Origin of the sequence: Pseudomonas kilonensis (genome assembly GCF_001269885.1) — a bacterium.
Classification (GTDB): domain Bacteria; phylum Pseudomonadota; class Gammaproteobacteria; order Pseudomonadales; family Pseudomonadaceae; genus Aquipseudomonas; species Aquipseudomonas kilonensis.
This window is the reverse complement of sequence record NZ_LHVH01000030.1, coordinates 108,002-130,104: the sequence shown is the minus strand read 5'-3', so window position 1 is coordinate 130,104 and position 22,103 is coordinate 108,002. Positions and strand designations below refer to the sequence as shown.

At 60.6% G+C, this 22,103-nt stretch carries 19 protein-coding genes; 12 read left to right on the top strand and 7 right to left on the bottom strand.

Annotated elements, in window-relative coordinates:
• Window positions 1-118: 118 nt before the first annotated feature.
• The gene (gpgS, locus tag AD662_RS22550) at window positions 119-1,210 is read right to left on the bottom strand and encodes an N-acetylglucosaminyl phosphatidylglycerol synthase (RefSeq protein ID WP_074849460.1); all 1,092 of its coding nucleotides are present in this window, start codon (window positions 1,208-1,210) and stop codon (window positions 119-121) included.
• A gap of 360 nt (window positions 1,211-1,570) precedes the next feature.
• Between gpgS and AD662_RS22545 the strand changes: the two genes are divergently transcribed.
• Window positions 1,571-3,058, top strand: a complete 1,488-nt coding sequence (locus tag AD662_RS22545) for a helicase HerA-like domain-containing protein (protein ID WP_053189769.1) — start codon at window positions 1,571-1,573, stop codon at window positions 3,056-3,058.
• Between the two features lie 271 nt (window positions 3,059-3,329).
• Here the strand turns inward: AD662_RS22545 and AD662_RS22540 are convergent, their stop codons facing one another.
• On the bottom strand, window positions 3,330-3,785 hold the full coding sequence (locus tag AD662_RS22540) for a DUF721 domain-containing protein (RefSeq protein WP_018614283.1): 456 nt from the start codon (window positions 3,783-3,785) through the stop codon (window positions 3,330-3,332).
• Between the two features lie 307 nt (window positions 3,786-4,092).
• Here AD662_RS22540 and secA point away from each other — a divergent pair, with 307 nt between their 5' ends.
• From secA to AD662_RS22520, 4 genes are all read left to right on the top strand, one after another.
• Window positions 4,093-6,828: a preprotein translocase subunit SecA gene (gene secA, locus AD662_RS22535; RefSeq protein WP_053189768.1), complete on the top strand. Its 2,736-nt coding sequence runs from the start codon at window positions 4,093-4,095 to the stop codon at window positions 6,826-6,828.
• 123 nt (window positions 6,829-6,951) lie between these two features.
• Window positions 6,952-8,169: a bifunctional glutamate N-acetyltransferase/amino-acid acetyltransferase ArgJ gene (gene argJ, locus AD662_RS22530; RefSeq protein ID WP_053181341.1), complete on the top strand. Its 1,218-nt coding sequence runs from the start codon at window positions 6,952-6,954 to the stop codon at window positions 8,167-8,169.
• 153 nt (window positions 8,170-8,322) lie between these two features.
• Window positions 8,323-8,955 carry a glutathione S-transferase family protein gene (locus AD662_RS22525; RefSeq protein WP_053181338.1) on the top strand — a complete coding sequence of 211 codons (633 nt, stop codon included), beginning with the start codon at window positions 8,323-8,325 and terminating at the stop codon, window positions 8,953-8,955.
• Complete coding sequence (locus AD662_RS22520) at window positions 8,952-9,896, top strand: Nudix family hydrolase (RefSeq protein WP_018614277.1); 945 nt, start codon at window positions 8,952-8,954, stop codon at window positions 9,894-9,896. The genes AD662_RS22525 and AD662_RS22520 overlap by 4 nt, the downstream gene beginning before the upstream one ends.
• A 147-nt stretch (window positions 9,897-10,043) precedes the next feature.
• Here the strand turns inward: AD662_RS22520 and AD662_RS22515 are convergent, their stop codons facing one another.
• From AD662_RS22515 to AD662_RS22505, 3 genes are read right to left on the bottom strand one after another with little or no spacing between them, the layout of a single operon-like run.
• Window positions 10,044-10,625, bottom strand: coding sequence for a cob(I)yrinic acid a,c-diamide adenosyltransferase (locus AD662_RS22515; RefSeq protein WP_018614276.1), 582 nt, complete (start codon window positions 10,623-10,625; stop codon window positions 10,044-10,046).
• Between the two features lie 2 nt (window positions 10,626-10,627).
• Window positions 10,628-12,664 (bottom strand): sensor histidine kinase, encoded by a 2,037-nt coding sequence (locus AD662_RS22510; protein ID WP_053189767.1) that lies wholly within the window; start codon window positions 12,662-12,664, stop codon window positions 10,628-10,630.
• Between the two features lie 46 nt (window positions 12,665-12,710).
• Window positions 12,711-13,628 carry a putative 2-dehydropantoate 2-reductase gene (locus tag AD662_RS22505; protein ID WP_018614274.1) on the bottom strand — a complete coding sequence of 306 codons (918 nt, stop codon included), beginning with the start codon at window positions 13,626-13,628 and terminating at the stop codon, window positions 12,711-12,713.
• 142 nt (window positions 13,629-13,770) lie between these two features.
• Between AD662_RS22505 and AD662_RS22500 the strand changes: the two genes are divergently transcribed.
• Both AD662_RS22500 and AD662_RS22495 read left to right on the top strand, forming a co-directional pair.
• Entirely contained in the window at window positions 13,771-14,256 is a 486-nt protein-coding gene (locus AD662_RS22500; RefSeq protein ID WP_003205057.1) for a YajQ family cyclic di-GMP-binding protein, read from the top strand.
• A 181-nt stretch (window positions 14,257-14,437) separates the two neighbouring features.
• Complete coding sequence (locus AD662_RS22495) at window positions 14,438-15,280, top strand: mechanosensitive ion channel family protein (RefSeq protein WP_053189766.1); 843 nt, start codon at window positions 14,438-14,440, stop codon at window positions 15,278-15,280.
• Window positions 15,281-15,444: 164 nt separating this feature from the next.
• On the opposite strand, the gene AD662_RS22490 is transcribed toward AD662_RS22495, so the two are convergent.
• On the bottom strand, window positions 15,445-16,701 hold the full coding sequence (locus AD662_RS22490) for an OprD family porin (RefSeq protein ID WP_053189765.1): 1,257 nt from the start codon (window positions 16,699-16,701) through the stop codon (window positions 15,445-15,447).
• An 888-nt stretch (window positions 16,702-17,589) separates the two neighbouring features.
• Between AD662_RS22490 and AD662_RS22485 the strand changes: the two genes are divergently transcribed.
• Window positions 17,590-18,015 carry an HIT family protein gene (locus AD662_RS22485; protein ID WP_024618677.1) on the top strand — a complete coding sequence of 142 codons (426 nt, stop codon included), beginning with the start codon at window positions 17,590-17,592 and terminating at the stop codon, window positions 18,013-18,015.
• 3 nt (window positions 18,016-18,018) lie between these two features.
• Window positions 18,019-18,225 (top strand): SlyX family protein, encoded by a 207-nt coding sequence (locus tag AD662_RS22480; RefSeq protein ID WP_018614263.1) that lies wholly within the window; start codon window positions 18,019-18,021, stop codon window positions 18,223-18,225.
• A gap of 76 nt (window positions 18,226-18,301) precedes the next feature.
• Here AD662_RS22480 and AD662_RS29965 read toward each other — a convergent pair whose 3' ends face one another.
• Complete coding sequence (locus AD662_RS29965) at window positions 18,302-18,907, bottom strand: cold-shock protein (RefSeq protein ID WP_003205048.1); 606 nt, start codon at window positions 18,905-18,907, stop codon at window positions 18,302-18,304.
• A gap of 498 nt (window positions 18,908-19,405) precedes the next feature.
• On the opposite strand from AD662_RS29965, the gene AD662_RS22470 reads away from it, so the two are divergent.
• From AD662_RS22470 to aspS, 3 genes are all read left to right on the top strand, one after another.
• The gene (locus AD662_RS22470; protein WP_053189764.1) at window positions 19,406-19,747 is read left to right on the top strand and encodes a ribbon-helix-helix domain-containing protein; all 342 of its coding nucleotides are present in this window, start codon (window positions 19,406-19,408) and stop codon (window positions 19,745-19,747) included.
• A gap of 207 nt (window positions 19,748-19,954) precedes the next feature.
• Window positions 19,955-20,176, top strand: coding sequence for an FmdB family zinc ribbon protein (locus tag AD662_RS22465; protein ID WP_003178589.1), 222 nt, complete (start codon window positions 19,955-19,957; stop codon window positions 20,174-20,176).
• A 75-nt stretch (window positions 20,177-20,251) separates the two neighbouring features.
• The gene (aspS, locus tag AD662_RS22460) at window positions 20,252-22,027 is read left to right on the top strand and encodes an aspartate--tRNA ligase (RefSeq protein WP_014339921.1); all 1,776 of its coding nucleotides are present in this window, start codon (window positions 20,252-20,254) and stop codon (window positions 22,025-22,027) included.
• Window positions 22,028-22,103 lie beyond the last annotated feature (76 nt).

The following is a 22,103-nucleotide window of genomic DNA, read 5'->3' as shown; positions in this document are numbered from 1 at the left end:
CATAGCGGGCTATGACTCGTCGCGGCGCCTTGCCTGACGACAACAGCCACTCGCCAAGAAAGAAACGTATTTGCGAAACAGGACACTGGACGAGCGGTTCATCGACACGGACCTCACCTCAACCATTGGCCAGCAGTGGCATCTGCCCGCCGAGCACGGCGTAGTAGTGCCCCAGCAAGCTGTTGACCACGGTATCCCAGGCGTAATGCTGCTCCACATGCTGGCGCGCCAGCACACCACGGCGCTGGCAGCCTTCGGCAAACAGTTGCCGCACGGCATTGGCCATGGCCTGTGGATTGTTGGGTGTGCACAGCAGGCCGCAGTCTTCATCGACGACCTCAGTGAAAGCCCCGGCCGCCACCGCCACGACCGGAATACCGCTGGCCATGGCTTCGAGAATCACCAGGCCGAAGGTTTCCTGGTCGCCAGCGTGCAGCAGGGCATCGGCGCTGGCCATGAGCCGGGCGACTTGCGGTGCCGGGCAGAATTCATCGATCACCGTGACGTTGTCCGGCACCACGGCGGGCATCGACGAGCCCACCAACAACAGGTGATAGCGCTCGCCCAGGCGTTTCATGCACTTGAGCAGCACCGGCAGGTTTTTTTCCTTGGAGCCGCGCCCGGCAAAAATCAGCAGGCGCGTGTCCTCGGCGATGCCCAGCTCGGCGCGCAGCTCCGGGTCGCGGGCGGCCGGGTTGAAGGTTTGCAGGTCGACGCCCAACGGTTGCACGAAGACGTTCTTGACCCCCAACCCGGTCAGTTTGTCGGCCATGACCTGGCTCGGCGCCAGGACCCGGTCGAAATTGCCGTACAACTTGCTGACATAAGCTTCGATGTTGGGGGTGAACCAGTTGCCCATGCGGTTGCTGACCAGCAGTGGCAGGTCGGAGTGATAGAAACCGATGACGGGGACGTCGAGCTGGCGACGGGCATCCAGCGCGGCCCAGGCCGTGAGGTAGGGATCGCCGACTTCAATCAGATCGGGCTGTAGATCGCGCAGGACATTGCGCCAGGGGGCCAGGCGAAGGGGGAAGCGGTAGCCCTTGCCGAACGGCAGTGCAGGGGCTGGAACCTTGTAGATTCCGTCATGCACGCTCAAATGCGCGCCGGGAATCAGCAGGCTGTGGCGAATACCGGGCCGATCGCCCAGGCGCCGGTGCTTGGCATCCAGATAAGTGCGCACGCCTCCGCTGGCGGGGGCGTAGAACATGGTTATGTCCGCTATATGCACGATGAACGTCCCTCCGGTCAGTGTTCTCCTGTGTTGACCTTTAGTAAGAATAGATGTTCGGTTGGGGTTGTGGTGACGTAGCGGTCATGCAGATTCCTGTGGCGAGGGGATTTATCCCCGCTGGGCCGCGAAGCGGCTCCAAACCATGCAACTCGGTGTGCCAGGATGATGGAGTACGCTGCTTTAGGGCTGCTGCGCAGCCCAGCGGGGATAAATCCCCTCGCCACATAGGTCCGGCCAAATACAGTGTTGACTGTGCATTCAAGCCTTAATGCCCCAGGCATGCTTTTATATAAGCGTGCAAAATGGCGTCATATCGCAAACACCACGGGTGACCACATGCCTGACTCATCGCAACTCATTATCGGCGCCGACCTTAGCGGCCAGCCCATCGCCCAGGCCATGCGCCTGGCGAATCGTCATGGTCTGGTGGCGGGCGCCACCGGTACCGGCAAGACCGTCACCTTGCAGCGCCTGGCCGAAATGTTCAGCGATGCCGGCGTGGCGGTGTTCGCGGCGGACATCAAGGGTGACCTGTGCGGCCTCGGCGCGGCCGGCAACCCCCAAGGCAAGATCGCCGAGCGTATCGCCGGCATGCCTTGGCTCAACCACAAGCCCCAGGCTTATCCGGTGACCTTGTGGGATATCCACGGCCAGTCCGGTCATCCACTGCGCACCACCTTGAGTGAAATGGGTCCGTTGTTGATCGGCAGCCTGCTGGAACTGACGGACAGCCAGCAGTCGGCGCTCTACGCCGCGTTCAAGGTGGCCGACCGCGAAGGCTTGTTACTGCTGGACCTCAAGGACCTGAAAGCGCTGCTCAACCATCTCAAGGACAACCCTGAGTTGCTGGGGGACGACGCGGCGCTGATGACCACGGGCTCCAGCCAGGCGTTGTTGCGACGCTTGTCCACTTTGGAACAGCAGGGTGCGGATGCGTTGTTCGGCGAGCCGGCCTTGCAGCTCGAAGACATCCTGCAACCGGCCAGCGATGGCCGTGGCCGCATCCACTTGCTCGACGCCAGCCGCCTGGTCCACGAAGCGCCGAAGGTCTACGCGACATTCCTGTTGTGGCTGCTGGCCGAGCTGTTCGAGCAGTTGCCTGAGCGCGGTGATGCGGACAAACCGTTGCTGGCGCTGTTCTTCGATGAGGCGCACCTGCTCTTTGCCGGGACGCCCAAGGCCTTGCAGGAGCGCCTGGAGCAAGTGGTGCGGCTGATCCGTTCCAAGGGCGTCGGGGTGTATTTCGTGACCCAGTCGCCGGGCGACTTGCCGGATGACGTGCTGGCGCAGTTGGGCTTGCGCATCCAGCACGGGTTGCGGGCCTTTACGGCCAAGGAGCAGAAATCCCTGCGGGCGGTGGCTGACGGTTTCCGGCCCAACCCGCAATTCGATGCCCTGGCGGTGCTGACCGAACTGGGCATCGGTGAAGCCCTGGTGGGCACCTTGCAGGAAAAAGGCACGCCGGAAGTGGTCCAGCGCGTGCTGGTGGCGCCACCGCAATCGCGCATCGGGCCGCTGAGCGAAGCCGAGCGCGCCGGGTTGATCGCCAGTTCGCCGTTGCAAGGGCGCTATGACAAACCCATTGATCGTGAATCGGCCTATGAAGTGCTGATGGGCCGCAAAGGGCTGGAACCGCAGGCCGAAGAGGCGCCGGGCAAGCCGGCGGCGGAAGAACCGAGCTTCACCGAAAAAGCCGGCGAGTTCCTCGGCACCGCGGCCGGCCAGGCGCTTAAATCGGCGATGCGCCAGGCGGCCAATCAGTTGGGCCGGCAATTGGTGCGTGGGTTGATGGGGTCGTTGCTGGGGGGCAGCAAGCGCCGGTAGTCAGGACCGAGTCGCCCCTTTCGCGAGCAAGCCCGCTCCCACAGTAGATTTTTGCCAGACACAGAATGTGTGCCCGCCGCAAATCCCCTGTGGGAGCGGGCTTGCTCGCGAAGACGGTTTAGCAGGCGAAAAATAGGCTGGCTGATCTGCCGCCATCGCGAGCAGGCTCGCTCCCACAGTGGGTTTCTGCCAGACACAAAATTTGTGTTCGCCTAGATCCCCTGTGGGAGCGGGCTTGCTCGCGAAAGCGATTCAACAGGCGCCGAAAATCTCAATCCTTGGGCCGCGCATGCGCCGCCAACCGCTCCAGCGCCGCCCGCAGGTTGGGATCGCTGATGCCATCCGCCGTGGCTTGAATGGTCGCGGCGGCGTCGGTGGACAAATCCAGCGTGTGCCCCTTGGCGCCGACCTGGACGGTGGGCGGTTGTACCTTGAACAGGATCCGCGTCAGGTTGGCGAATTCTTCGAACGCCTGGAGTTGGCGCAGCAGGCGTTTTTGCTGGTAGCGCAGGCGTGTGGCCCAGTGGCCGTCGGTGACGATCAGCAGCAGGCTGCCTTCGCGCCAGGAAGCCACGTGGCAATGCTCGCGCGCGGCCGGTTGCAACTGGCTGTCGAGCAGGCGTTGCAGGTGACCCAGGCGTTTGGCGTGGCCGAAGATGGCTTTCAGCGGCTTGGCTTCGCGCAGCAGAACGGCGGGCGCCTTGGCTGGAAGAGGGCGAAAGGCCATGAATGAATACCGCAAGTGACAGAGGCGCCATGGTAGCAGAAAGCGCCGGATGCGCCTCGACCCTCTCGCCCAGTGGCTTTTAGCTGCACAATCAATAAGTAACTTCTGCGCTTTGTGGGTTGAAGTTCGCGCAAAAGCCCTTATTTTAAGCAAGCCCCGTCACAGCGCTGTGCCAGCATCGTGGAATAACGCCACTTTCCTCTCCATCGTTTCCGGGTAGAATGCTCGTTCGCATGCGGCCATGAGGGCTGCACGGGCGACTCACGGGGCCGCCCTCCATCCCTTTAGTGTGGAAGATCCTGCCGATATGTTTGCGCCTTTGTTAAAGAAACTTTTTGGAAGCAAGAACGAGCGTGAAGTCAAACGCATGCTCAAGACGGTACAGACTGTCAATGCCTTCGAAGAGCAAATGGTGGCCCTTTCGGACGATCAGTTACGCGCCAAGACTGCCGAATTCAAGGACCGCATCGCCAAGGGGGAAACCCTTGACCAACTCCTGCCCGAAGCCTTTGCGGTCGCCCGTGAAGCCGGCAAGCGGGTCATGGGCATGCGCCACTTCGACGTCCAGTTGATCGGCGGCATGACCTTGCACGAAGGCAAGATCGCCGAAATGCGTACCGGTGAGGGCAAGACCCTCGTGGCGACCCTGGGTGTCTACCTCAACGCGCTGTCCGGCAAGGGCGTGCATGTGGTGACGGTCAACGACTACCTGGCCCGCCGCGACGCCAACTGGATGCGCCCGCTCTACGAATTCCTCGGCCTGAGCGTCGGCGTCGTCACGCCGTTCCAGCCGCCGGAAGAGAAGCGCGCCGCCTACGCCGCCGACATCACCTACGGCACCAACAACGAATTCGGTTTCGACTACCTGCGCGACAACATGGCGTTCAGCATGGAAGAAAAATTCCAGCGTGAACTCAACTTTGCCGTGATCGACGAAGTCGACTCCATCCTCATCGACGAAGCCCGTACCCCGCTGATCATTTCCGGTCAGGCCGAGGACAGCTCCAAGCTGTACATCGAGATCAACAAGCTGATCCCGCAGCTCAAGTTGCACGTCGAGGAAGTCGAAGGCGAAGTGACCCAGGCCGGGCACTACACCGTTGACGAGAAGACCCGTCAGGTCGAGCTCAACGAAGCGGGTCACCAGTTTGTCGAGGAAATGCTCACCCGTATTGGTTTGCTGGCCGAAGGCGAGAGCCTGTACTCGGCCCATAACCTGGGCCTTTTGACCCACGTCTATGCCGGCCTGCGTGCCCACAAGCTGTTCCATCGCAACGTTGAATACATCGTGCAGGACGGCCAGGTCGTGCTGGTGGACGAACACACCGGTCGTACCATGCCGGGCCGTCGCCTGTCCGAAGGCCTGCACCAGGCCATCGAAGCCAAGGAAGGCCTGAACATCCAGGCCGAGAGCCAGACCCTGGCCTCCACCACCTTCCAGAACTACTTCCGCCTGTACAACAAGCTGTCCGGCATGACCGGTACCGCGGACACCGAAGCGTTCGAATTCCACCAGATCTACGGCCTGCAAGTGATGGTGATTCCACCGAACAAGCCGCTGGCCCGTAAAGACTATAACGACCTGGTGTTCCTGACCGCCGATGAGAAATACGCGGCGATCATCAACGACATCAAGGAATGCATGGCCCAGGGCCGTCCGATCCTGGTGGGTACCGCCACCATCGAGACCTCCGAGCACATGTCCGCCCTGCTCAACAAGGAAGGCATCGAGCACAAGGTCCTCAACGCCAAGTTCCACGAGAAGGAAGCCGAGATCATCGCCCAGGCCGGTCGCCCGGGTGCGCTGACCATCGCCACCAACATGGCCGGTCGTGGTACCGACATCCTGTTGGGCGGCAACTGGGAAGTGGAAGTCGCCAGCCTGGAAAACCCTACGCCTGAGCAGATCGCGCAGATCAAGGCCGACTGGCAGAAGCGTCACCAGCAGGTACTCGAGTCCGGCGGTTTGCAGGTGATCGCTTCCGAGCGTCACGAATCGCGTCGTATCGACAACCAGTTGCGTGGTCGTGCCGGTCGCCAGGGCGACGCCGGTTCCAGCCGTTTCTACCTGTCCCTGGAAGACAGCCTGATGCGCATCTTCGCCTCTGACCGGGTGAAGAACTTCATGAAGGCCCTGGGCATGCAGCCAGGCGAGGCGATCGAGCACCGCATGGTGACCAACGCCATCGAGAAAGCCCAGCGCAAGGTCGAAGGCCGCAACTTCGATATCCGCAAGCAACTGCTGGAGTTCGACGACGTCAACAACGAACAGCGTAAAGTGATCTATCACATGCGTAACAGTTTGTTGGCCGCCGACAACATTGGCGAAACCATCGCCGATTTCCGCCAGGACGTGCTCAACGCCACCGTCAGCGCCCATATCCCGCCGCAGTCGCTGCCGGAACAGTGGGACGTCACCGGCCTGGAAGCCGCCTTGCAGAGCGACTTCGGCGTGGCATTGCCGATCCAGCAATGGCTCGACGAAGACGATCACCTGTACGAAGAAACCCTGCGCGAGAAACTGCTGGCCGAACTGATCGCTGCCTACAACGAGAAGGAAGACCAGGCGGGCGCCGAGGCGCTGCGCTCCTTCGAGAAGCAGATTGTGTTGCGAGTACTGGACGACCTGTGGAAAGACCACCTGTCGACCATGGACCACCTGCGTCACGGTATCCATTTGCGTGGTTACGCCCAGAAGAACCCGAAGCAGGAGTACAAGCGCGAGTCCTTCACGCTGTTCTCCGAATTGCTCGATTCGATCAAGCGCGACTCGATCCGTGTGCTGTCCCACGTTCAGGTTCGCCGCGAAGACCCGGCCGAAGAAGAAGCTCGCCTGCGTCAGGAAGCCGAAGCCCTGGCTGCCCGCATGCAGTTCGAACACGCCGAGGCCCCGGGCCTGGAAGTGGTCGCCGAAGAGGGCGTCGATGTGGATGTCGCCCTGGCGACCGCACCGGTGCGCAACGAGCAGAAGCTGGGCCGTAACGAACTGTGCTATTGCGGTTCGGGCAAGAAATACAAGCATTGCCACGGGCAGATCCAATAAACCCGTTCCAACGCTGAACCACCCGCGCCGCGACCGGATTCTATCCGTCGCGGCGTTTTGCCATTTTCAATCGCCGTCCCGATGAGGACGGCGTCGATAGACATCTCATTTAGGAGCGCATTCATGGCTGTTGGTCTTGGTCCGTTGCCAACGTTGCACCCGGTTGCCGGTTTTGAACTCGGTATTGCCTCGGCGGGCATCAAGCGCCCCGGGCGCAAGGACGTCGTGGTCATGCGTTGCGCCGAAGGCTCGACGGTGGCTGGCGTGTTCACCCTCAACGCCTTCTGTGCCGCTCCAGTCATCCTGGCCAAGCAACGCGTGCAGGGGCCGGTGCGTTACCTGTTGACCAACACCGGTAACGCCAACGCCGGCACCGGTGCGCCAGGTTTGGCAGCCGCCGAGCGCACCTGCGCCAAGCTGGCGGAACTGACCGGCGTTGACGCCAGCCAGGTGCTGCCGTATTCCACCGGCGTGATCGGCGAACCGCTGCCGGTCGAGAAGATCGAAGGCGCGCTGCAAGCCGCCCTTGATGACCTGTCGGAGAACAACTGGGCTGCGGCCGCCACCGGCATCATGACCACTGACACTTTGCCCAAGGGCGCGAGCCGCCAGTTCGAGCACGATGGCGTGACCATCACCGTCACCGGTATCAGCAAAGGCGCCGGCATGATCCGTCCGAACATGGCGACCATGCTCGGCTACATCGCCACCGACGCCAAGGTTTCGCGCCAGGTGCTGCAAGACCTGATGCTCGACGGTGCCAACAAGTCGTTCAACCGCATCACCATCGACGGTGATACCTCCACCAACGATTGCTGCATGCTGATCGCCACCGGCCAGGCCAACCTGCCGGAGATTACCGAGGCCAGCGGCGCGCTGTTCGCCGCCCTCAAGCAGGCGGTGTTCGAAGTGTGCATGGAAGTGGCCCAGGCTATCGTGCGTGACGGCGAAGGCGCGACCAAGTTCGTGACCGTGCAGGTCAATGGCGGTGGCAATCACCAGGAATGCCTGGATGTCGGCTACACCGTGGCCCACTCGCCGCTGATCAAGACCGCGCTGTTCGCCTCCGACCCGAACTGGGGCCGCATCCTCGCCGCCGTGGGCCGTGCCGGCGTGCCTGAGCTGGACGTGAGCAAGATCGACGTGTTCCTCGGCGAAGTCTGCATCGCCAGCCAAGGTGCTCGTGCTGCGACCTACACCGAAGCCCAGGGCGCGGCTGTGATGCAGCAGGAAGAGATCACCATCCGTATCGAGCTGGGACGTGGGGATTGCAGCGAAACCATCTGGACCACCGACCTGTCCCACGAGTACGTCAAGATCAACGCTGAGTACCGGACTTAAACCGAGTCGTCCCATTCGCGAGCAAGCCCGCTCCCACAGGGGATTTGCTGGGTGACTGAGAAAGTGCTCACACCACCAATCCCCTGTGGGAGCGGGCTTGCTCGCGAAGGCGCCAGTACGGCCTCTACAAAACCACAAGAAAGGAATCCAGACATGAGCCTGCACCTGATCATCGGCGACCAACGCATTTCTTCCTGGTCCCTGCGCGGCGCGCTGGCCCTGGCGCTGACCGGCGCGAAATACACCGAAGAGCTGGTCAGGCTCGACCAGCCCGACACCCGCGAGAAGCTGCTCAAGTATTCGGCCACGGCCAAGGTCCCGTTACTCAAGACCGAGTTCGGCGTGATCGCCGATTCCCTGGCGATTGCCGAATACCTGGCTGAACAGTTTCCCGAGGCCAATCTCTGGCCCAAGGATGTGGCCGCCCGGGCCCAGGCACGCTCGGCCTGTGCACAGATGCACAGCGGTTTTTTCGCCCTGCGCAGCCACATGCCCATGGACCTGCTGCACGATGCGCCGTTGTCGCCGATGCCATCTGATGTGCAGGCGGAAATCCAGCGGATGCTGGCGCTGTGGGCCGAATGCCGTGCCGCGGCGACCGAAGCCGGTCCCTACCTGTTTGGCCGCATCAGCCTGGCCGACGCGTTTTTTGCCCCTGTTGCCGTGCGCTTGCGCACTTATCAGGTGAAACTGTCCGAGGTCGATGAGGCCTACGTCGAAACCCTATATCAATGGCCAGCGTTCAAGGCGTGGCAACAGGCTGGCCTGGAGGACACTGCGCGGTGAAACGAGTCCATGTGGCGGCAGCGGTCATCCGCGATGCCGCCGGTAAAATCCTGATCGCCCGACGGGCCGACACCCAGCACCAGGGCGGCCTGTGGGAATTTCCTGGCGGCAAGGTCGAGGCCGACGAGTCCGTCGAAACCGCCCTGGCCCGCGAGCTTCATGAGGAACTGGGTATCGTTGTCGGTGCCGCCCGGCCGTTGATCAAGGTGCGTCACGACTACCCGGACAAACAGGTGTTGCTGGATGTCTGGGAAGTCTCGGCCTTCACTGGCGAGCCCCACGGTGCCGAAGGGCAGCCGTTGGCCTGGGTGACGGCCCGCGACCTGACGAACTATGCGTTTCCGGCGGCCAATCAGCCGATCGTCGCGGCGGCCCGTTTGCCGGGTGAGTACCTGATTACCCCTGAAGGCCTTGAGACGCCGGCCTTGCTGCGGGGTATGCAGAAGGCGATTGCCGGCGGGATCAAGTTGGTCCAACTGCGTGCCCCCGGTGGCTACGACCCGAAATACCGCGATCTGGCGGTGGATGCGGTGGGGTTGTGTGCCGGCAAGGCCCAACTGATGCTCAAGGGGCCGTTCGAATGGCTGGGGGATTTTCCCTCCGCCGGTTGGCACATTACCGCCGCGCAACTGCGCAAGCATGCTGCGGCCGGTCGCCCGTTCGGCAAGGACCGTTGGCTGGCGGCCTCCTGCCATAACACCGAGGAACTCTCCCTGGCGCAGCAGATGGACGTGGACTTCGTGACGCTCTCGCCGGTGCAACCGACCCAGACCCATCCTGACGCACAGCCGTTGGGGTGGGCAGAGGCGGCGCGGTTGATCGAGGGCTTCAACAGGCCGGTCTATCTGTTGGGTGGGGTCGGGCCCGGCGAGCGGCAAAAAGCCTGGGAGACCGGGGCGCAGGGTGTGGCGGGGATTCGGGCGTTTTGGCCTGAGGCTTGATGGTGTGGTGTGACTGCTGGCCTCTTCGCGAGCAAGCCCGCTCCCACAGTAGATTTCTGCCAGGCACAGAATGTGTGCCTGCCGCAGATCCCCTGTGGGAGCGGGCTTGCTCGCGAAGGCGGCCTGACAGGCGATACACCTCTCTGATCAAATCCCAGGCTTGGCCGCCGCCACCCAAAGCACTTCCGCCACCCCTTGCCGCCGGGCAATGACCCGTGCGGCCACGAACAGCAGATCCGACAATCGATTGATATAGGCCAGCCCCGGCCCGGCCAGCGGTTCCACCGCGTTCAGTTGCTGGCAACGGCGCTCGGCGCTGCGGGCCAGGCTGCGGCAGACATGGGCCTGGGCGATCAGCGTCGAACCACCGGGCAGGATGAAGTTTTCCAGGGGCCCCAATTCCTCGTTCCACACGTCGATCGCCGCTTCCAGCCGCTCGATTTCCGCCACGTTCAAGGCCTGGTAGGCCGGCATCGCCAGTTCACCACCGAGGTCGAACAAGCGATGCTGACAAGGCCCCAGCACTTCACTGACTTCCTTTAGCGCCGGGTATCGGGCCGTTTCAGCGGCGAGCCCGGCCAGCAATAAGCCCAGCTGGCTGTTCAGCGTATCCACTTCGCCGATGGCCTCGACCCGTGGGTGGTCCTTTGCCACGCGGCGACCATCGCCCAACCCGGTTTCACCCTTGTCGCCGGTGCGGGTGTAAATCTTCGACAGGCGAAAACCCATGCTCAGCGCTCCAATTGTTTGTGTTCCGGCGGCACCATCGACGTGCCGGCCAGCGGCAGGCGCAAGGTGAAGCAGGTGCCTTGGCCCGGCGCCGACTGCACTTCCATCTGGCCCTTGTGGTTATTGGTGATGATGAAGTACGAGACCGACAACCCAAGGCCTGTGCCTTGGCCGATCTCCTTGGTGGTAAAAAATGGCTCGAAGGTGCGTTTGCGCACGTTCTCGCTCATGCCGATGCCGTTGTCCTCGACCTGGATTTCCGCCCATGGCGGGTTCAACCGTGTGCGCAGGACGATGCGTCCCGGTTCGCTGTCGTCCTGGCGTTGATGGATCGCCTGGGCGGCGTTTTTCAGCAGGTTGAGCAGCACCTGTTCCAGTTCGTTGGCCGTGCCGGGCACCGGGCCCAGGTTCGGATCGAACTGGCGGATGATCGCTTGGCCCTTGAAGTCGAAACCGATCGCCAGGTCGAAGTCGTTACCGGCGATTTCTACCGCCTGGTCGATCAGCGCCGGTAGGTCGCAGGGTGCCATCTGCCGCGTGCTGAGCCGGCTGAAGCTGAGCATATGGGTGACGATTTTTGCCGCTCGGGCGCCGGCTTGCTGGATGCCGTCGAGCAACTGCGGGATCTCCCGACCCTGGAGGTAGCGATTGACCTCCTCCAACGGGATACCCAATTGTTCGGCCTGTTCGAGGTTCTTCGGCAATTCCGGCGACAGGCGTCGGCGGATGTTCTGCACGTTGTGCAGGATGGCGCCCAGGGGGTTGTTGATCTCATGGGCCATGCCCGCCGCGAGGCCGCCGACCGAGAGCATTTTCTCCGATTGCACCATCATTTCTTCCAGCGACAGGCGCTGGGTGATGTCATCGATCCGGATGACCACGCCACGTCCGGCACCGCCCATCAGTGGGTAGAACGTGAGGGCGTAGTGGCGGGCTTCGTCGTCCTTGGTCCAGGTGACGCGTTCGATCTTGGCCACCGTGTGCTGCTCGACGGTCTGCTTGAGCTGGGGCAGGTACGGCTTGAGCGGTTCGAAAGCGAGGAAGATCGGCTGGTTCAGCGCCTCGTCCAGCCGTGTGCCGGAGAGGGCGCTGGCTTCCTGGTTCCATTGGGTGACGTAGAGTTGCTCGTCGAGGGCGATCAGCGCCGAGGGCATGGAGTCGATGATGCTGTTGAGGTAATTCTGAAAGCCGGTGAGCTTTTTCTCGATCTTGCTGCGCACCTGGACTTCCAGCTCCAGCTTGCGATTGGTATGGCGGGTTTCTTCCGCCAGGCCCTGGGCCTGGTCGTAGGCGGCCTGGGAGTCGTCCCGCGCGCGCTTGAGTTGCTGTTCCCGGGCTTCGATCCGCGACAACATGGTGTTGAACGCCTCGGCCAGGCTGCCGATCTCATCGTGGTTGCCGCGTGCGGCACGCAGGGCATAGTTCTCTTCGCGGGTGACCTGGCGTGACAGCTCTTCAAGCTGATGAATCGGCTGGGTGATCAGGCGCTTGATCTGCTGGGCAATGATCAACCACAGCAACACGCTGAAAATCAGGATGCCGAGGCTGGCGGTCAGGGTGCCGGTGTAGAACGCGGTCGGCAATTCACTGCTGGCCACCAGCAACAGATGGCCAGGCGCCGTGCCGGGACGGGGCAGGGTAATGACCTGGTTGCTGCGAAACTCACCGGCCTGCCAGGCCTGTATGTTGCGGTAATGGTCCGGCAGCTTGAGCTTTTCGCCCTGTTGCAGTTGTGCCAGGCGTTCGCCCTGGCCGTCATACAGCGCCGCCGCCCGCAGCGGTGCATAGCTGTTGAGCTCATCGAGCAAGCGCTGGGCATTTTGTGGCGATTGCAGGGCGTCGGAGATCAGGCTCGGATTGGCCACCAGTCGGCCAATGGTCTGCAGGGCCTGGGGCGCCATGCTTTCCTGGGAGATGTAGTAGGCGGCGCTGATAAAGGTCAGGTTGGCCACCAGCAGGACAGTGGTCAACAACACCAACAGGGCAGCCAGCAGTTTCTGGCCGACCGGGAGGTTTTCAAGGCGCTGGCGCAATGGCATCAGACTCGTCGCTAAAAAGGAACACGAGGGCCAGCGTAGCCGCTGCTCAGTCGCTGGGCAATGCGAGGTTGTGCAAGTGGGCAATCAGTCGCTGGCGCAGTTGCTCCAGGTGCGGCACGGTCAGCTCGTGGCGTTGGGCGACCTTGCAGGCGTAACCGAGCAAGTAGCTGATTTCGGTGCGGCGCCGATTGGCGACATCCTGGTACATCGAGGAGTAATTGGCGGCCGTGGCCTGGATCACCCGTTCGACTTCCGGCTGCAAGTCTTCGGCAGCCGCAGGCTGGCCGCAACGTTCGAGCAGGTCGGTGAGTTCCACGCACAGGGTCGCCACTTCGCAACGGTGTTCCTGCAAGCCGCCATTCTTGCAGTGGTGCAGTACGGTCAGCGGATTGATTGCACAGTTGAGCGCCAGTTTGCGCCAGAGCCGGGTGAGGATGTCGGCGCTCCATTCGTGGGGAATGCCGGCGGCGCTCAGGTCGTCCAGCCAGAACGGTGCCACCGGGTGCGCGGGGTCGCCCAACCAGGTGTAGCCGTGGCCGGCGAACACCACGCGCCAATCACCGTCGCGGAACGCGCCTTCGGTGCTGGAAGCGCTGATGCAACGGGCCTGGGGCACACAGTTGGCTACTGCGTCCTGGCTGCCGAGGCCGTTCTGCAACAGGATCAGTTCCGATTCGGCGTCCAGGCGATGGGCCACCGAGGCCACGGCCGCTTCCGCGTCGTAGGCTTTGCAGGCCAATAGCAGGCGCCTGATCGGTTCCGGGCTGTCCGCCGTTTCGCCAGGTATCGGGTAGCTCTGCGCCTGTCCCTGTTCCACCAGCGTCAGGCCGCCGGCGCTGCGGTAGGCCTGCAAGCGGGCTTCGTTGCGCAGCACCAGCCGCACCGGCAACCCGGCCCGGGCCAGGCGCGTGGCCCACAACGTGCCGAGACTGCCGGCCCCGAGGACATGCCAGGTAGTGGACATCAGTTTTTTACTCGGATTGGCGCAGGCATCTGAGGGCTCGCAGTGTCGGCAGGAAAAGAGCCGTTATAATGAGCCCGATTTTAACCACAAGCCAAGTGCGCGCCGTTGATACTGGCGCGCCTTTTTATTTGGAGAACACTACATGCCGTCATTCGACGTGGTATCCGAACTGGACAAACACGAAGTCACCAACGCGGTTGAAAACGCCGTCAAGGAACTCGACCGTCGTTATGACCTCAAGGGCAAGGGCAGTTTCGAGTTCAAGGAAAAAGACCTGACCGTGAACCTGACCGCCGAGGCCGATTTCCAGCTCGAGGCGATGATCGAGATCCTCAAGCTGGCGCTGGTCAAGCGCAAGATCGACGTGCAGTGCCTTGAGGTCAAGGACGCCTATGCCTCCGGCAAGCTGATGAAACAGGAAGCCGTGCTCAAGGAAGGCATCGACAAGGAACTGGCGAAGAAGATCGTCGCTCATATCAAGGACGCCAAACTCAAGGTGCAAGCCGCCATCCAGGGCGAGCAAGTGCGGGTCACCGGCAAGAAGCGTGACGACTTGCAGGAAGCCATTGCCGCACTGCGCGGCAAGGAATTCGGCATGCCGCTGCAATTCAACAACTTCCGCGACTGATACTGGGTTGCATTAAATACTGTGGCGAGGGGATTTATCCCCGCTGGGCTGCGCAGCGGCCCCCAAACCAGACAACTCGGTGTGCCAGGAAGATTGAGTTGATTTAGGGCTGCTGCGCAGCCCAGCGGGGATAAATCCCCTCGCCACAAAATGCCGCGTGCAACAGGAATAGGAGAGAAAGATGGATTTGAATGCTGAAGTGGACAACCTGGTCAAGGCTTCCCAGACCTGGATCCCCATGATCATGGAATACGGCAGCCGCGTGCTGCTGGCGGTCATCACCCTGGCCATCGGCTGGTGGTTGATCAACAAAGTGACGCAGAAACTGGGTGCGTTGCTGGCCTTGCGTAACGCCGACCTGGCACTGCAAGGGTTTATCAGTACCCTGGCCAACATCATCCTGAAGATTTTGCTGATCGTCAGCGTCGCTTCGATGATCGGTGTAGAAACCACTTCGTTCGTCGCCGCCATCGGTGCCGCCGGCCTGGCCATTGGCCTTGCCTTGCAAGGCAGCCTGGCGAATTTCGCCGGTGGCGTACTGATCCTGCTGTTCCGCCCATTCCGCATTGGTGACTGGATCGAAGCCCAGGGTGTGGCCGGTACGGTCGACAGCATCCAGATTTTCCACACTGTGATTCGCACCGGTGACAACAAGACCGTGATCGTGCCAAACGGCAATCTGTCGAACGGCATCATCACCAACACCAACCGCCAGCCGACCCGCAAGGTGGTGTTTGATGTCGGCGTGGATTACCAGGCCGACCTGCAAAAGGCCCGGGAAGTGTTGCTGGAACTGGCCAAGGATGAGCGCGTGCTGGCTGACCCGGCGCCTGAGGCGGTAATTTCCACCCTGGGCGACAGTTCCATCACGGTGTCGCTGCGCATTTGGGTCAAGACAGCGGATTATTGGAATGTGATGTTCATGCTCAATGAACAGGCGCGGGATCGCTTGAAGGACGCGGGCATTGATATTCCGTTTCCGCAACGTGTGATTCGGGTTGTTCAGGAAGGGCCAGCGCAGTAATGATTCGACTATAACTTGGCGCTGGGGTCAGGTTATATTTAGTTAGCTTGCTATTTAACGAGTTGTGTTAAAGCTGACATGCGATGGACATAAAAAAACCGCTCACCTGGATCAGGTGAGCGGTTTTTGTTTGTTGCGGGTGCAGCTATCGAACTAGCACTGAATTACAAGATGCTCAGTGGGTATTCGACGATGAAGCGGAAGTCGTTGTTGTCGCGGTTACCGGTACTGTCGGAATAAGAGCTGTTAGCGCGGTAGAACGCGCTACGAACACGGAACGACAGGTCTTTGGCTGGACCGCTTTGCATAACGTACTTGGTTTCGAAGTCCCACTCGTGCTCTTTTGCTTCGCCGTCAGCGGTGGAGATGTTGTCACCGGTGACATAACGGGTCATGAAGCTCAGGCCAGGAACGCCGTAAGTTTTCATGTTCAGGTCGTAGCGCGCCTGCCAGGAACGCTCGTCCTGACCGTTGAAGTCGGAGTATTGGATGGAGTTGGCGAGGAAAATGGTACCGCCGCCGTCAACGCCATACACATAGCCGGTGTCACCGGTGGAGCGCTGGTGAGCCAGGGTGAATTTGTGGGCGCCGATGGCATAGGCTGCTGCGAGGGACCAGATGCGGTTGTCAACGTCGCCGCTGAGCTTCTGGCCTTGGTCCTGGCTGTCATAGCCGTTGAAGTCGAAGTTCAGGGACTGATCTTCGTTGATCGGCAGGGTGTAGTTCAGGTTGATGTATTTCTTTTTGTAGTGATCTTCAACATCGGAAGCCGCTACACCGGCTACGAAATTGTCGGTGAACTGGTAGGTTGCGCCGACGATATCAGCGGATGTCAGGCCAAGGCCGTCATCACCCATGCCAGTTTGCGAACTGATGGCGTTGAAATGACCTGCGCTCAGCTCCAAGCCTTTGATTTCTTTACTGGTGATCAGCGTACCGGTAGCAACTTCTGGCAGCAGACGGCTGTCGTCAGTAGAGAAAACCGGGCTGGCAACCACTTGATTACCGTATTTCAAGACAGTGTCGGACAGACGGAACTTAACCGCGCCGCCAGCCTTCGATTGGGTGTGTTCCAGGTCGCCATCGTCTTGCTGGGCGAACAGACCGTTACCGGCACGACCAGCACTGCCGTCGAAACGGGCGGAGCCGAATGCGAAGGCATCGGCGCCTACACCAACGGTACCTTGGGTGAAGCCCGATTCGTACGTGGCACGTACGCCAAGGCCGGCTTCTTCACGATAACTTTGACGAGTGCTTATTTCGTTCTTGAAGTCGCGGTTCATGTACAGCATGCGGCTCAGAACATTCAAGCTCTGATCTTCAAAAAAGCCCTTGGATTCTTCCTGGGAAGAGGCCATTGCGAACTGCGAGGTACTGGCCGATACAGCCAGTGCGATCATGCTCCACTTCATCACGCGCATCGTGATTTGCTCCTTTGGTTTTTAGAAGAGTACTGCCGTCCCACCTGTTTTTTTATCTGGGCGGCTCTTTCTTTTTGTGTCGGCGCAAACTTATATCACGTCGACATTCTTTGGCGATACTTGCCCATTCAACCTTTCAGCTTCTTTACGACCGTGTCGCCAATGGCTCGATCCATGTCGCATTTCAGCTGTTCCGACGCAACCGTATTCACAACTTTAATGTTGTTTTTTCTTTTCCGGCATCGGTGTAAAGAGTCCGTCATTACCGCGCTTGAAGCTCCTGTGGGCAGCCTTGCCACTTTAATTTGTATGTCGGCAGGTTCTCGCTTCCGGCGAGACCTTTGGACAGTGCGAGTATGCTTGCAACAAGCATGCTCAAACCCGAATTTTGTTTACATTTTTTTCACATTTGACCGGTTGACGCCGTGAAACCTCATGAAACCGGGCTCCAAAGGCCTTGTTTTAAATAGGGTTGACTCGTGTACCGCTCTCGTGATTAACGCCCGTAAACGTGGCGAGACCACCAAAAACGTTACCGGTTCACCCTACCCAGTGAGTAAATCACGGATGCTCTGTGCACTGAGCGTAGACGCACTGTGCTGTTTTGGTGCAGAAAATTTTCCGGTTGTACGAAAATCTTACAACGTCGAAGCCTTGCCTGGGCCCCTGGCACGGTCCTGTCAGGACGGTGTGGTGCCGCCTGCGCTGTGTTGGTGCGTCAGCTTGCACAGGTTGATGCGGTGTGTTGAAAAACATTCGAAGACCGAGCATCAGGACGGTACGCCGTGATCGATTCGGCGTTCGCGGGTATGCTGCGCACCTGAGTCCGATGCAGGCCTGCGGGCCGCCAAACCGGGCAGAACCGATAACGAGCGAGGAGTACGCGCGGTGTTTGCTTTAGATCCACGACTGCAACAAGACACATTGCCCATCGGCGATTTCCCGCTGTGCCGGTTGCTCTTGTCCAACGATTCGAATTATCCGTGGTTCATCCTCGTGCCGCGGCGGGAAGATATCAGCGAATTATTTCAATTGGATGACGCTGATCAACAGCAACTGTGGAAAGAAACCACGGCGCTGGCCGAAACCCTCAAGGATTCGTTCGATGCCGACAAGATGAACGTTGCAACCTTAGGTAACGTTGTCAGTCAACTGCACATGCACGTCATCGTGCGCAAACGGGATGACGCCGCCTGGCCTGCGCCTGTCTGGGGCAAGCACCCGGCCCAGCCTTATAATGCAGGGCAGGTCACGGCTATTCGTGAACGGTTGCGAGTGGCCTTGACCGATGATTTCAAGTTTCTGGAGGGCTGAACCATGAACCTTGAAGACCGTGTAACCGATCTGGAAAGCCGCTTGGCGTTTCAGGATGACACCATCCAGGCGTTGAACGATGTGCTGGTCGAGCAGCAGCGGGTCGTCGAGCGTCTGCAGCTGCAGATGGCGGCGTTGCTCAAGCGCCAGGAAGAGATGGTCGGGCAGTTCGAGTCGTTCGAAGAAGAGGCGCCGCCGCCTCACTACTGACTTGCCCGATTCCCGATTGACGGGCAATAAAAAACCGCGAGCAGCCAGGCTGCATCGCGGTTTTTTTACGCTTGGATCAGCGGCGCGGCAGCGCGGCGATCACATCTTCGGCCTGCAGGCCCTTGTCGCGGTTCATTACGGAGAACTCCACGCGCTGGCCTTCCACCAGGACGCGATGGCCTTCGCCACGAATGGCCCGGAAATGCACGAAAATATCATCGCCGGAGTCGCGGGAGATGAAGCCGAACCCTTTGGACGTGTTGAACCACTTCACCGTGCCGGTATCGCGGTTGGACATGTCGTAGTTCTGCGCAGCGGCGGCCGGCGACGACTTCTTGTAGAAGCTGACGGCCAGGTGCAGTGCCACGGCGAGCAGTGCTGCGCCCAGGCTGAACAGAATGGCAGGTTGACCGCCGATTTCCGGCATAGGCGCCAGCAGGGCCAGGGTTTGCAGGGCAACGGCCAGCACCAGCAGGGCGCTGACCAGGTTTTGCAGTTGGTGACGTGGACCTTTGTTCCAGTAAGGGATGACGGGTGCAAGGGTCAGGTTGAGCAGGCCGAAAAAGGCCAGGTACAGTGCATCGGGGTGTTGCAGGTAAGGTGTGGCTTCGGAACCCAGGCTAGGGATGAAGGACAGCAGCAGGGCAGCTGCGCCCATTAGCAAGTGGACGATTTTCAACATTTTGATTGGCTCACGGTTAAGACAGATCACAAGGAAGAGCGGGTCGGGGACGGTTCGCTTCGAAACAATGAGAGGCGTTGGACACGTACCCGAATCAGCCTATGCGTTACGCCCGGAAAAATAGGCGTAGCGACACACTGCCTATTTAACAGCAAAGCCCCGGCCTTCTCAAACGCGTTACGGGCGCGTACCGCGCTGTTCGTCGGCCAGAAAAGCCCCGCCGGTGCTTACTCGGTGTATGCGCGCCTGTCTTCTATTAAATAAGAGGAAGGTGTGCCGGGTGCCGAAGACATGATCCGGCAAGTGATGACGTGGCGTGGGCCACATTCCCAGCGTGCGGCGTGTAGGACGGCGTAATTCGTCGCCTGCCTACTGTTGGCTTGTCCTACGTCCACGGTCATAAAGTCGTCTGGAACTGGCGATGCCGTTGAGCTTCCATAGAGCCACAGATGGAGTGTTCCAACTGAGAGGTTCGTATGGCAAAGGAGTGTCAACGGTATGATTCAAGGAAAAGAACCGGGGGAGGGTGTGCGTGGGCGCTTTCAGTCCATCCGCGTCGATCCGTTCGTCAGGGGGTTCGACATGCAGCTGGCGCGTCCCCTGGCCCGATCCATTCGTCTGAACGGGTTCGCCACCTGCCTGCGGCTGGAGCAGGTCTATTGGGATATCCTCGGTGACATGGCCCAGCTCAACAGCTGCTCCATCAGTACGTTGCTGTCCCATGTCGACAGGGAGGTGCACCTGCGCCATGGCGGGGTGCGCAATTTCAGCGCACTGGTGCGTGTGGTTTGCGTGGTGCACAGTTTGAAGGAAGCCGGGATGGATCATGGTGGGGCGTAGGAGCTGCCGAAGGCTGCGATCTTTTGATCTTGATCTTGATTTCTCGCTTGCGACTCAAGTCTCTGGGGCAAGATCGCAGCCTCGTTGCACTCGTCAGCTCCTACGCGCGGTCTTACGGCTGCACAGGCCGCATTTAATGGATATAATCTCGCTCTTTGCCGCAAAGCCCAGCCTTTGCGCGAGTAACCTGATCGCCGAGACAACCCCATGCCGATGTACGACTATCAATGTGCTTCCTGTGGTCATCAGATGGAAGCCATTCAAAAGATCAGCGCGGCACCGCTGGTCGACTGCCCTGCCTGCCAGGCGCCGGAACTGAAAAAGATGCTGTCCATGCCTGGTTTCCGCCTCGGCGGCACAGGCTGGTATGAAACCGACTTCAAGACCGGCGCCAAGAAGAATCTGGCCGGTGGCGACAAAGCTGATTGAGTTGAACACGCGCGAGTGCTTGCACGGGCAGGTCCTCCAACCGAATTTCGAATTACGAGAAGTGAAACCACTACCATGATGCGCAGCCATTATTGCGGCCAACTGAACGAAAGCCTGGAAGGTCAGGAAGTTACTCTTTGCGGATGGGTCCATCGTCGCCGTGACCATGGCGGGGTGATTTTCCTCGATATCCGTGATCGTGAAGGCCTGGCCCAGGTGGTGTTCGATCCGGACCGCGCTGAAACCTTCGCCGCCGCCGACCGCGTGCGCAGCGAATATGTGGTCAAGGTCACCGGCAAGGTGCGTCTGCGCCCGGCTGGCGCCGGCAACGCCAACATGGCGTCTGGCATGATCGAAGTGCTGGGTTACGAGCTGGAAGTGCTCAACGAATCGGAAACCCCGCCGTTCCCACTCAACGAATACTCCGACGTGGGCGAAGAAACCCGCCTGCGCTACCGCTTCATCGACCTGCGTCGCCCGGAAATGGCCGAGAAGCTGCGCCTGCGTTCGCGCATGACCACCAGCATCCGTCGTTACCTGGACGAGAACGGCTTCCTCGACGTCGAGACGCCGATCCTGACCCGCGCCACGCCGGAAGGCGCTCGCGACTACCTGGTGCCGAGCCGTACCCACCCCGGCAGCTTCTTCGCCTTGCCGCAATCGCCACAGCTGTTCAAGCAACTGCTGATGGTCGCCGGGTTCGATCGCTACTACCAGATCGCCAAGTGCTTCCGTGACGAAGACCTGCGTGCCGACCGTCAGCCTGAGTTCACTCAGATCGACATCGAGACCAGTTTCCTCGACGAAAAAGACATCATGGGCCTGACCGAAGGCATGATCCGCAACCTGTTCAAGGAAGTGCTGGGTCTGGAATTCGGCGAGTTCCCGCACATGACCTTCGAAGAGGCCATGCGCCGCTACGGTTCCGACAAACCAGACCTGCGTAACCCGCTGGAGCTGGTGGACGTGGCCGACCAGCTCAAGGAAGTGGATTTCAAGGTGTTCAGCGGCCCGGCCAACGACCCGAAATGCCGTATCGCGGCCCTGCGCGTTCCTGGCGGAGCCAGCATGCCGCGCAAGCAGATCGACGACTACACCAAGTTCGTCGGCATCTACGGTGCCAAGGGCCTGGCCTACATCAAGGTCAACGAGCGCGCCGCGGGTGTTGATGGCCTGCAATCGCCGATCGTGAAAAACATCCCTGAAGCCAACCTCAATGTGATCCTCGATCGCGTGGGCGCGGTTGACGGCGACATCGTGTTCTTCGGCGCCGACAAGGCCAAGATCGTCAGCGAAGCCCTGGGCGCGCTGCGCATCAAGCTGGGTCACGACCTGAAGCTGCTGACTTGCGAATGGGCGCCAATGTGGGTCGTTGACTTCCCGATGTTCGAAGAAAACGACGACGGCAGCTTCTCCGCGCTGCACCACCCGTTCACTGCGCCGAAGTGCTCGCCGCAAGAGTTGGAGGCCAACCCGGCCACCGCTCTGTCGCGCGCTTACGACATGGTCCTGAACGGCACCGAATTGGGTGGCGGTTCGATCCGTATCCATCGCAAGGAAATGCAACAGGCCGTGTTCCGCCTGCTGGGCATCAACGAAGCCGAGCAGGAAGAGAAGTTCGGCTTCCTGCTCGACGCCCTGAAGTACGGTGCGCCGCCCCACGGTGGCCTGGCCTTCGGCCTGGACCGCCTGGTGATGCTGATGACCGGCGCCCAGTCGATCCGTGAAGTGATCGCGTTCCCGAAAACCCAGAGCGCGGCCGATGTCATGACCCAGGCGCCGGGTGTGGTGGATGCCAAGGCATTGCGCGAGTTGCACATTCGTCTGCGTGAACAGCCAAAGGCTGAGTAAGGCTGGCACCTGAGAGGGCGCATCTTCGGATGCGCCTTTTCATTGGGGTCGATATTTCTGATTGCCGGCCACTGCG

Bases quoted from the DNA above. Each gene is read 5' to 3' on its own strand.
- gpgS (WP_074849460.1), bottom strand. From the start codon at position 1,210: ATGTTCTACGCCCCCGCCAGCGGAGGCGTGCGCACTTATCTGGATGCC.
- AD662_RS22545 (WP_053189769.1), top strand. From the start codon at position 1,571: ATGCCTGACTCATCGCAACTCATTATCGGCGCCGACCTTAGCGGCCAG.
- AD662_RS22540 (WP_018614283.1), bottom strand. From the start codon at position 3,785: ATGGCCTTTCGCCCTCTTCCAGCCAAGGCGCCCGCCGTTCTGCTGCGC.
- secA (WP_053189768.1), top strand. From the start codon at position 4,093: ATGTTTGCGCCTTTGTTAAAGAAACTTTTTGGAAGCAAGAACGAGCGT.
- argJ (WP_053181341.1), top strand. From the start codon at position 6,952: ATGGCTGTTGGTCTTGGTCCGTTGCCAACGTTGCACCCGGTTGCCGGT.
- AD662_RS22525 (WP_053181338.1), top strand. From the start codon at position 8,323: ATGAGCCTGCACCTGATCATCGGCGACCAACGCATTTCTTCCTGGTCC.
- AD662_RS22515 (WP_018614276.1), bottom strand. From the start codon at position 10,625: ATGGGTTTTCGCCTGTCGAAGATTTACACCCGCACCGGCGACAAGGGT.
- AD662_RS22510 (WP_053189767.1), bottom strand. From the start codon at position 12,664: ATGCCATTGCGCCAGCGCCTTGAAAACCTCCCGGTCGGCCAGAAACTG.
- AD662_RS22505 (WP_018614274.1), bottom strand. From the start codon at position 13,628: ATGTCCACTACCTGGCATGTCCTCGGGGCCGGCAGTCTCGGCACGTTG.
- AD662_RS22500 (WP_003205057.1), top strand. From the start codon at position 13,771: ATGCCGTCATTCGACGTGGTATCCGAACTGGACAAACACGAAGTCACC.
- AD662_RS22495 (WP_053189766.1), top strand. From the start codon at position 14,438: ATGGATTTGAATGCTGAAGTGGACAACCTGGTCAAGGCTTCCCAGACC.
- AD662_RS22490 (WP_053189765.1), bottom strand. From the start codon at position 16,701: ATGCGCGTGATGAAGTGGAGCATGATCGCACTGGCTGTATCGGCCAGT.
- AD662_RS22480 (WP_018614263.1), top strand. From the start codon at position 18,019: ATGAACCTTGAAGACCGTGTAACCGATCTGGAAAGCCGCTTGGCGTTT.
- AD662_RS29965 (WP_003205048.1), bottom strand. From the start codon at position 18,907: ATGTTGAAAATCGTCCACTTGCTAATGGGCGCAGCTGCCCTGCTGCTG.
- AD662_RS22470 (WP_053189764.1), top strand. From the start codon at position 19,406: ATGATTCAAGGAAAAGAACCGGGGGAGGGTGTGCGTGGGCGCTTTCAG.
- AD662_RS22465 (WP_003178589.1), top strand. From the start codon at position 19,955: ATGCCGATGTACGACTATCAATGTGCTTCCTGTGGTCATCAGATGGAA.
- aspS (WP_014339921.1), top strand. From the start codon at position 20,252: ATGATGCGCAGCCATTATTGCGGCCAACTGAACGAAAGCCTGGAAGGT.